The organism is Planctomycetota bacterium, from assembly GCA_038746835.1.
GTDB lineage: Bacteria > Planctomycetota > Phycisphaerae > Tepidisphaerales > Tepidisphaeraceae > JBCDKH01.
The window spans coordinates 1-9,509 of record JBCDKH010000145.1 but is presented as its reverse complement, the minus strand read 5'-3'; the positions used below and the strand labels follow the sequence as shown (position 1 = coordinate 9,509).

General features: G+C 66.9%; 7 protein-coding genes and 1 pseudogene. 3 read left to right on the top strand and 5 right to left on the bottom strand.

Annotated features, from left to right (window positions below):
* A pseudogene (locus AAGI46_12870) lies at window positions 1-87 on the top strand (AAA family ATPase).
* On the opposite strand, the gene AAGI46_12865 reads toward AAGI46_12870, so the two are convergent.
* The 5 genes from AAGI46_12865 to AAGI46_12845 all read right to left on the bottom strand — a co-directional run bounded on the left by AAGI46_12865 (window position 75) and on the right by AAGI46_12845 (window position 7,925).
* Complete coding sequence (locus AAGI46_12865; protein ID MEM1013100.1) at window positions 75-260, bottom strand: hypothetical protein; 186 nt, start codon at window positions 258-260, stop codon at window positions 75-77. The pseudogene AAGI46_12870 and the gene AAGI46_12865 sit on opposite strands and share 13 nt — an antisense overlap.
* Before the next feature lie 57 nt (window positions 261-317).
* Window positions 318-815 carry a GxxExxY protein gene (locus AAGI46_12860; protein MEM1013099.1) on the bottom strand — a complete coding sequence of 166 codons (498 nt, stop codon included), beginning with the start codon at window positions 813-815 and terminating at the stop codon, window positions 318-320.
* The gene (locus AAGI46_12855; GenBank protein ID MEM1013098.1) at window positions 808-3,939 is read right to left on the bottom strand and encodes a VWA domain-containing protein; all 3,132 of its coding nucleotides are present in this window, start codon (window positions 3,937-3,939) and stop codon (window positions 808-810) included. Before AAGI46_12855 ends, AAGI46_12860 begins: the two co-directional genes overlap by 8 nt.
* A 158-nt stretch (window positions 3,940-4,097) precedes the next feature.
* On the bottom strand, window positions 4,098-6,446 hold the full coding sequence (locus AAGI46_12850) for a hypothetical protein (GenBank protein MEM1013097.1): 2,349 nt from the start codon (window positions 6,444-6,446) through the stop codon (window positions 4,098-4,100).
* A 114-nt stretch (window positions 6,447-6,560) separates the two neighbouring features.
* Complete coding sequence (locus AAGI46_12845; protein ID MEM1013096.1) at window positions 6,561-7,925, bottom strand: FHA domain-containing protein; 1,365 nt, start codon at window positions 7,923-7,925, stop codon at window positions 6,561-6,563.
* Window positions 7,926-8,171: 246 nt separating this feature from the next.
* On the opposite strand from AAGI46_12845, the gene AAGI46_12840 reads away from it, so the two are divergent.
* Both AAGI46_12840 and AAGI46_12835 read left to right on the top strand, forming a co-directional pair.
* Window positions 8,172-8,480 carry a hypothetical protein gene (locus tag AAGI46_12840; protein MEM1013095.1) on the top strand — a complete coding sequence of 103 codons (309 nt, stop codon included), beginning with the start codon at window positions 8,172-8,174 and terminating at the stop codon, window positions 8,478-8,480.
* A 96-nt stretch (window positions 8,481-8,576) separates the two neighbouring features.
* A partial coding sequence (locus tag AAGI46_12835) for a hypothetical protein (protein ID MEM1013094.1) occupies window positions 8,577-9,509 on the top strand: 933 nt, incomplete at its 3' end.

The window sequence follows — 9,509 nt, the reverse complement described above, 5'->3', positions numbered from 1 at the left end:
GGCGTCCCGGGCCTTGGGAAGACCGCGCTCATCCGGGCACTCTCCGAAGCACTCCACCTCGACTTCGGACGCGTTCAGTTCACGCCCGGGACGCCTTCCAGCAGCGCGTGCCCGCCGGTGAACAGGCAGATGAGCACGCCCTCGACGATCTCGGCGTGCCCGACGATGGCCTTGCCAATCTCTCGACGGACGGCTTCGTAGTCAGCGCGAAAGGCGCTTGCGCGTTCTTGGACTTGCTCGGGCGTGAGTTCTTCGGGCATGGGAGGTTGGGAGTCAGAAACGCAAAGGAGCAAAGAGGCAAAGCCGGAGCAAAGAAGTCAGAAACTGGTATGCGGGTTGATGACGCGGCGGATGCCGTCGCGCAAGATGGGAACGTTGAAGTTGATGAGTAGGCCGAGGCGGAGGCGGGCGGCCGACAAGTAGGCGCGAACCTGCGCGAGATGTAGCGGGTGAAGGTCGTCGACAACCTTCAGTTCAACGACGAGGCGATCCTGCACGAGCAGATCCATGAAACCTTCTCCGACAACCACGCCCTTGTAGGTGACTGGCACGGGTGCCTGTCGCCGATGCGACACTTGCTGAAGCGTCAGCTCATGGCCTAGTGCCTTCTCGTAGAGAACCTCCGGTAGCCCCGGCCCCAGGACACGGTGAACCTCGATGGCGGCACCAATCACTTGTCGGCAGGCGTCTTCGGCAGTCTCATCTCCGCTTCCGTCGTCCCACTCGCCGACGATGCGAGCCCGAGCCGCGAAGTAGCTCTTCTTTTCTTCCCTTTGCTCTGGCTTCGCCTCTTTGCGTCTTTGCGTTTCACTCATCGTCCCGCCCCTCCTCCAATTTCTCTCGCGCACGCCGCTTGGCCTCCATCAGCGACGAAATGCCGCCGCCCTCGTCAGGGCTGGCGGACTGTGAGGCTTTCGAAGTCGATGCCGAGCGCGAGGGGCCGCGGAGGCGGGTGGTGAGGTCGTCGTCGGGGGCGGGTTCTGTGGCCTCGAACTTGGCGGTGCGGGTCGCTTCGGCCGGGCGGCGTTGGCGGAGGGTGTCGAGGGTGCCGGCGTCGCGATCCAGACGCGTTGTGACCGTGAATCCGCGGACCCCCGCGCCGGCCTTGTCCGCGACGAGCTGGACCAACTCGCGGTCCCAGGCGATCCGACGAATCGCCACGTCGATCAAAACCAACGCGATCAGCAACGGCACCAGCCAGTCCCAGATCGGCAGCGGGCTCGTCACTTCCGGCAACGTCCGCTCGGCACCGGTTGCATCCGTGAAACGACGGGCGAACAGCGACGTCTCTTCGGACAACTCGCCGAAGGCCGGCAACACCCGGCCGCCAGTTTCCTCGGCGACGCGTCGCACGGCCGCGGCGTCGCTTTGCAGGTCGAGTAGCTCGTCGGTGCCGTTGACGCTCGTCCCGCCACGCAGGGCCGACGAACCCTCGGGGCCGGCGGCGTTGAGGGCGACGACGTAGCTGCCCTCGTCGCGTGCGTCGAACTCGGCCTCGTACGTGCCGGGACGCGTCTGGACGAGCGTGACGGGTTGGCCGTCACCGTCGGGCGAGAGGACACTGCCGGCGACGCTCAGACGGCTCTTGAACCGCGCGTCCTCGCCGACGGCCTCGACGACGATTCGCCCTCGGCCGTTCTCGACGGTGGTCGTAACTTCGTAGTCGCCCGACTGAGGTGCGCGAGAGACGCCGCGGACAACCTGGGCCCAGAACTTGTCGTACGCGGCGCTGCCGGTGAAGGGTGCGGCCCAGCGGTTGTGAGCGTCGCTGGTCCACGCGGCACTTTTGCCCAGGCCGGCCGTCCAGTGAGCGAAGAGCGGGTCCTGTTGCTCGCTGGCGAGGAGCGGCATTTCGACCAGCGGGCTGGGTTTGCGTGTGGTCAGCACCATGCCGAAGACCGGCCCGGTGTCGGCCGGGTTGATGCCGCGCATCAGTTCGCTGCCTGCGGCGTCGGTGGTCTCGGCGACGGGAATGCCGTTGGAGTCTTCCTTGATGAGCGTCCGGCGAACGATGGTTGCTTCCTTGATGAAGATCTGCGGCAGCTGCGACGGATCCTGCTCGATCGGGCCGTAGGCCGTGCCGCCGGTCTCTTCGGCGAGGTTTCTCGCAACCGCCTGCAACGGCGAGCCGTGGCCGGCGACCTGGACCGTGCTGATGCTGACCTGCGCGTCCTTGTATCGCTGCAGCAACCGGCCGCTCGGCGGCGATGGGTCCATGTCGCTGATGATGATGACGTGCTTCTGACGCGCGTCCGACATTTCGAGGCCGGGATTCTGACCGTCACCCAGCAGCGCGAGCGTCAGGGCATCGTCGAAGTCGGGCATGTCGCCCAGCTCGATGTTGCGAATGGCTGCCGCGACGACGCTGCCATTGCCCTTGGGCTGGAGTGGGTAGTCCCACAGACTCTTGCCGGACGTCCAGTCGTAGCTCAGGACGCCGACTTCGTCGTCGCGATTGAGCACCTCGACCGCGGCCAGGGCACACTGCTCGGCCCAGTAGTTGCCCTGGGGCATCTCGGTCGAGTGCATGACGAGGCACAACGCGCCTTTGGGAATCTGCCGACGGCTCGGCACGTCCATGTCCAGCGGCAGGACGGCCTCGGTCGCGCTGCCGCGCCAGCCACCTGCGCCGAAGGTGTCGGGCCCGCCGATCATGACGAGCCCGCCGGCCGTGTCGTGGACGTAGCGGGCGAGGGCGGCGTCCTGCGGCGCGGTCAGCCCGCCGGCTCCGCGCGGGACGTTGGCGAGAATGACGGCGTCGAAGGCCTGCAGGTCGACCAGGTTCGTCGGAAACCCGCCGATGCCGACGCGCTGGACGGCCACCTGCTCGCTCGCGAGCGCCTCGGCCAGCGGATCGCCGGCATTGTCGCGGACGTTGTCGACGTAGAGGACCGTGCCCTTGCCACGGACGAAGGTGAACGCACTGGCGGAGTTGTTGTCGACCAGCCCGTCGCCGACGGCCTGGAGCTGGCCGTTGACGCGGCGTCGCTCGGGCTCGAAGGTCGCGCGGAATCGGCGGACGTTGGCTCGCTCGCCCGGCAGCGGGTCGACGATGACCAGCTCCTTGTTGCGTCCCGGTGACAGAATCACAGGCCGACCCGCCTGAACGCCCGGCTGCGTCGGGTCAAGGTCCAGCGGCCGGCCTTCCTGTTCGACGCGGAGGGTGCCGGGCGTCTCGAAGGCGCTGGTGTTGGTCAGGATGACTTCGAGCGTGAACGGCTCGCCCTCGCGACGCCACGTCGGGGCGTAGAGGTCGTCGAGGTAGACCTCGTTGCCGGCCGACCACTCGAGCGGCATGACGTCGATCGGCACGCCGGCCTGCTTGGCGCGGGCGATGGCGGCGTCGAGGTCGCCTTCGGTGGTGTTGCCGTCCCAGACCAAGAGCAACCGACGCCGACTGTCCGGGCTGAACGTGGCCAGGGCGAGGTTGAGGGCCTCGGCGACGTCGGTGCCGGTCTGCCCGCGATTGACCGCCGAGGCGACCGAGCCGATCGCCTGGGGCAGGTTGTTGGGCATCTGGTCGACGTAGGCCGAGGCGTCGAAGCTGACGATGCCGACGCGATCGTCGGGCTCCTTGCCGGCCTCGTCGGTGCTGACGGAGGCGACCCACTGCCCGATCTGGCGACTCAAGCTCTGTCCGGCGGTGTCGTCGGTCGACTGCCGAGCGCTGGCCGAGACGTCGCGAACGACCATCACCTCGACGGTGTCGTTCTTCCGCTCGCTGCGGACGCCCGCGAGGATCAGCACCGCCAGCGCGAGCACGACCAGCCGGGCACCCAGCGCGATCCAGCGACGTCGTGGCCCCAGCGGCTCGAGGGCCTTGCGTGCGAGCCAAATCGTCGGCACCGCGAGTGCGGCGAAGAGCAGGCCGGCCTGGAGCCACGTCAGCCGCTCAAGTCCGAGCGCAGCGAGCGTGAGATGGAGCGGCAGGAGCGTCACCCGCCCCGATCATCCACGGAACGGCCTCGCGTTGCCACCGCCTCGGAAGATTGTGTCGCATCGACCGGCCGAAAGGCATCCATCGCGACCACCTGAATGCGGTCGTTGCCGCCGTCGGCGACGAGCAAGCGATCGCGTTGGGTGTCGTACGCGACGGCTCACGGGTAGCGAAACGTGCCGGGTCTGGCCCCGAAACCGCCCCAGACGCCGAGGCTTTCGCCGGTCTCTGGATCGATGCGTTGCAGCCGATTGTTGCCGAATTCCACGACGACGAGTTTGCCGTCACCATCCGCCACCACGCCGTATGGAAACCGGAAGCCGCCCGCGTCGCTCGTGGCGTCCTCGTGGCCGATCGTGTCCAGGAGCTGGCCGAGGGTGTCTGAGCGAAGGTCGAAGGCGAGCAGGCGGTGATTCGACGAGTCGGCGACCCACAGCACGTCGCCAATGGTCGTCATGGACTGCGGCCTGCGGAACTGGCCCTCGTCCATGCCGAACGAGCCGATCGACGCGGTCGCCGCGAGTTCGTCGTTCTCTGACGGCTCGAAGAGCTGGATGCGGTCGTTGTTGCCGTCTTCGCCGGCGCCGTACTCGCTGATGAGGACGCGGCCGTCATCCAAGAGCAACACGTCCGTCGGCCAGACGAACTCGCCGGGCCCCTGCCCGTTGGTGCCGATGCGGAACAGCTCGTCGCCCCCTGGCGAGTAGACGATGACGCGGCTGTAGTGCGTGTCGGGCACCCAGACGTTGCCGTCGTCGTCGACGCTGACGCCCACGGGCTTGCCGTAGTTCTGTTCGGGCATGCCGAAGCCGAGCAGAAACTCGCCGGTTTCCGCGTCGAGTTTTTGCACGCGGGCGGTGCGGTCGACGACCCAGACGACGTCCTCAGCCTTGGAGTAGACGATCGCGCGCGGGTAGACGAGCTGCCCGTCGCCGCTGCCGAGCGTGCCGAAGACCGCCTCCGGCTCATCGCCGCTGTCGCAACCCACGAGGAACAGGCTCGCCGCGATCACCGGCAGGACGGCGACGCGTCGCACACCTAGCAGGCCGACGACGATCAGCGTGCCGACGAGCGCCACGCCCGCCGCGAGCAGAGCGGCCTCGGCCATGGCGGCGTAGGCGAGGGTGTGGACGTTGGAGAGCATCGTGTTGACCAGCGACCCGGGATACGTCAGCGCAGCCGCGTTGGGTTCGGCCATCGCGAGCAGGCCCGTCGCGATGACAGATGCGGCGAGGATGGGCCAGGTCGTCGGGAGCGTCACGCGCCAAGCCGTCGCGAGTCGCCCCGCCCCGTCGACAGCGGCGAGGTCGCGCAGGCTCGCAGACACGCCACGCCACGTCCACAGCGCGGCAACCAGCGGCACGAAGGCGAACATCGCCGCGGCGGGCCAGGCGTGAAACAGCGGGCGGTCGTACAGCAGGTCGTAAGCGACGTCCTGCAGACTCGCGACCAAGCCGTCCTCCGGGCGTGCGTTGAGCAATCGGATCAGCGATAACGCCACGACCTGCCCGCCGACGGCGAACGTCGCAACGGCGATCGCGAGCGTCCATCGCGGCTTTGAGACAACGCCGAGTGCGACCAGCAGCGAAGCGACGACGACGACGATGCCGCCGAGCGTGAGACCGTTGAGCAGGCCAGGCAGGTTCGCGTCGATCCATCCGAGCGGCGACGACGGCCCCGACGTCACGACCAGCGCCGCGACCGGTGTGATCATCAACGCAAGCAACGCCAACGCACCCACGATCGTCATTCCGCTGACCTGCAGTCGCGCCGGCCCGACGATCGACTCGCGACTCACTACGGCCGACACGCGCCACACCAGCCACACGCCCGCCGCGACCACGAGCGTCGTCGGCATCGTCACGCCGATCGCGGCCGCGGTCTTGTCGCCGAGGTCGCCGGTCGCTTCGGCATACGTCTGTCGTGCCGCGACGCCGCTGGTGAGAAAGGCGCCGAGGTCAAACGGCGTGGTCATCCGCAGCGTCAGCAGCGAAACGACGCCCGAACCGACCAGCCACGCGGGCAGAACGACTCGGGCGATCACGCGACGGGACACACCATCGATCCGGGCGGTTTCGACGACGTCGACCGGGAGGCGTGCGAGCGTGAACGCCGTCGCCGCCGCCGGGATCGGCCAGAGTTGCGTCGCGACAGTCACCACGCCGCGCAAGCTAGCGGCAAAGGTCTCGGGTGGTGCCGTCCAGCCGACCTGCCGCCACGCTTCGGCCACGCCATAGGCCCAAGCCTGCTCGGGAATGGCGAGCAGCGTCACGCCGATAACCACGACCAGCCCAGCCGCAACACGCGAAGCGACCAGCAGCGCCGGCAGGATCGCGACCATGCCCGCGACGAGTCCCGACGCGAGCGCGAAGCCGAGCGAGTTGAAATGGGCCTCTCGCGTTTCCCAGGCCGCCAACCACGCCGACGGACGCGAAACCACCGGCCAGAATGCCACGAGCACCGGCAACCCGCAGATCAGGAAGATCGCGGCCCAAAGCGCCACCCGCATCGACTCACCGTAGCGAAGCCAACCCGCCCCCTCCGTCATCCCGAGCGCAGCCGAGGGACCTCGTCTGACTCTTCGTCGTCGTGTTTCGTCCAGGCGAGGTCCTTCGTGCTTCGTTCAGGCGAGGTCCTTCGACTCGCTGCGCTCGCTCAGGATGACGGAAACAGAGGGTTCGCGAGACGAAGCGGAGTCGTCCGCAGGGCGCGACGTCGGGCGTTCGTCCCAGGGTAGCCTGCCATTTTGAACGTGCGACAGCAGCGTCGATCGCCACGACGCGTAAGCCTCCTTGTTACGAATCGCCCGGAGTCGGCGCAGCTGATCGGTGTTGATCAGGTTTGGCACCTCGCCAGACGTGTATCGCATCGTGTCGGCAAGCTCCGCGTCGACAAGCGCAAGCCGTCGCTGCGCGTAGAGCAAGTGCTCGCGCAAGTCCGCGGCCACCTCGGCGTCGGGCTCGCCTTCGAGGCCGCGCAGTCGAAGTTCGGCATCCAGCGACGACTCGATGATCGCAAACTCCTCCTCGAGCAGCGACGCGATGCGCTCCCACCACAGCGCATCGACGGCGTCTTCGAGTCGACGCAGCACCTCGTAGCGCAAGTCGCCGGTCCGCGTTTCGGGCAGCCGCGTGAACGCGCGGTAGCTCTGCAGCATCGCGATCGGCTCGCCGGCACGCTCGGCGGCGATGACATCGATCCACGCGCTGCTCGCACGAAGGGGATCGTCGGGCGCGATGCCAGCGATGAAGCCGCGCACGCCTGCCGCGTCGGCCTCGCCTTCGAGAAGCTCGCCGCGACTCTGCAGCGTCGGGTCGGGCGTGAGATCGATGTCGGCGACCGCACCGTCGAGGCGTGGCAAGAGCGGTTCGTCTTGGGTGATCGTCCGCGGCCGTGTCGATGGCGGCGGTGGTGGTCGTCGTGCGTCGATGTCGGACAGCTGGTCTTCCGCAAAACCGCCAGAAACGTTGAGATTCTGAGGGTTTTCGGCGATTTTCTGTCCGCCGAGCAGCCCGAGCACGAACGCCCCGCCGATCGAACCGGCAAAGGCGATCGGCAGCATCACGGGTGAGCGTTTGCGCTTGCGTCGTGACGTGAACGACGACACGGGTTTGAACTCGACGTCGCTTGCCGTGTCGACGGGCGTGTCGTCGACGACATCGATGCCGAGCACGGTGATCGACGCGACCGAGTCATCGTCGCCGAGTGTGACGACGAAGTCTTCGACGAGCGGACACGGTTGGGTGCTGTCGACGAGCGGCACGCCGTTGACGCGCGTTCGTCCGCGTGTGTTGCCGTCTTGAACGAGCCACTTGCGCGAGTGCGCGTCAAAAAAAATTGCGAGGTGCTTGGGCGCGATGCCTCTGCCTGCGACGACGACGTCGGCGTTTTGGCCTCGGCCAAAAATTTGTGGAGTTTCACCGAGTTCTTGTGTGAATTGGAGCTCCGTTTCGGCAAGAGCGTGTCGCAGTCGAAGGCGAAGCGTCATGGCGAGTGCGTGTAAAACGAGCGAGAAGTCCGGAGAATCGGAGCGTTTTGCGAAGGCGTTGGGTTAAGGCGTCTGCGCTTCGTCGCCGATGAGTGTGTCGTTGCAGGTGGTGAACGAGACCTCGCGCGAGTGTCCGCTGCCTGTTGACAACGTGGCGACCCTTTCGGCCCGAGCCGCACACATGCTACAGGTCGCACACTGAGATCGTCGTCGGACGATCCTCCCCTCCCTCACCGAGGTTTGAGCATGGCAAAAGCGAGCAAGTCGACGAAGAAGTCGCCGGCCAAAAAGGCTGCCAAGAAGTCAACGAAGAAGGCCACCAAGAAGGTCGCCAAGAAGAGCCCCGCCAAGAAGAGCGTGAAGAAGGCGCCCGCCAAGAAGGCGGCGAAGAAGACGACCAAGAAGGTCGCCAAGAAGACCGCCAAGAAGGCTCCGAAGAAGACGGCCAAGAAGAGCACCAAGAAGGCTGCTAAGAAGGTCGCCAAGAAGAGCACGAAGAAGGCCGTCAAGAAGACCGCTAAGAAGAAGACCGTCAAGCGGGCAAAGAAGAAGTAGTGGCCTTCGCTTCGGTCCAGGCAAGACGTCGACTCATCGGCGTCTTGTCCGGGCCGACGACTTGACCTTCGAGGCACGCTTCGCTCGACTCGCGGCATGATCGTCGCCGGCATCGACGAAGCGGGCCTTGGCCCACTGCTCGGTCCGCTCTGCCTCGGCAGCAGCGCCGTCGAAGTGCCCACTGGTCAGGCTGACACGCCGGAGCACTTGCCCGATCTGTGGCGTCTGCTGGGCGATGCGGTCTCTTCGACACGCGATCGCAGCGGCCGGCGTCTGCACGTCAGCGACTCCAAGAAGGTCTTCGCCGGCCGGGCCGACGCTGGACGCGTCGCGCTCGAGCGCGGCGTGCTTGCGTTTCAGGCCGCAACCGGTGCCGCGGTCCCGACGTCGCTGGACGACGTGCACGAGGCGTTGTCGCTCAAGCCGACGGAAGTGCCGCGTTGGTACGCGCCGGCCGAGTCCGAGCGGCATCCGCTCTGGACGTCGTCGGACAATGTCGCGATCGCCGCCAACGTGCTTCGGCATGCCGTGCAGGGCGCGGGATGCCGGGTGGTGTCGTTGCAATCCCGGTTGCTGTTCGAGCCGGAGTACAACCGGCTGTGCGTCGCGACGCGCAACAAGTCGGCCGTCGTGCAGGTGGCGTTGGCGGAGCTGCTCTACGACCTGCTCGAACGCCATGCGTCGTCTCCCGGGGGCTTGTCCGTCGTGGTCGATCGCCAGGGCGGGCGAAGTCGGTACGGCCCCTTTTTGAGGCAAATGTTCGAGGAGTGGTCGCTGGAAGTCATCCGCGAGGCGGACGGCGAGAGTGCGTACGTCCTGCGACGCGGGACCGGCGTCGCACGAATCGTCTTCGCAGAGAAGGCAGAGTCGCTGTGCCTCCCGACGGCGCTGGCGTCGATGATCGCGAAGTACCTTCGCGAGCGGTACATGGAGCGGTTCAACGCGTTCTTCCAGTCGGTCGACTCGGGGTTGAAGCCGACTGCGGGGTACTGGAGCGATGCGCAGCGTTTTCTGAAGGACGCAGAGGGC

Coding starts and splice junctions, on each gene's coding strand:
- AAGI46_12840 (MEM1013095.1), top strand. CDS start 8,172: ATGGCAAAAGCGAGCAAGTCGACGAAGAAGTCGCCGGCCAAAAAGGCT.
- AAGI46_12860 (MEM1013099.1), bottom strand. CDS start 815: ATGAGTGAAACGCAAAGACGCAAAGAGGCGAAGCCAGAGCAAAGGGAA.
- AAGI46_12850 (MEM1013097.1), bottom strand. CDS start 6,446: ATGCGGGTGGCGCTTTGGGCCGCGATCTTCCTGATCTGCGGGTTGCCG.
- AAGI46_12865 (MEM1013100.1), bottom strand. CDS start 260: ATGCCCGAAGAACTCACGCCCGAGCAAGTCCAAGAACGCGCAAGCGCC.
- AAGI46_12845 (MEM1013096.1), bottom strand. CDS start 7,925: ATGACGCTTCGCCTTCGACTGCGACACGCTCTTGCCGAAACGGAGCTC.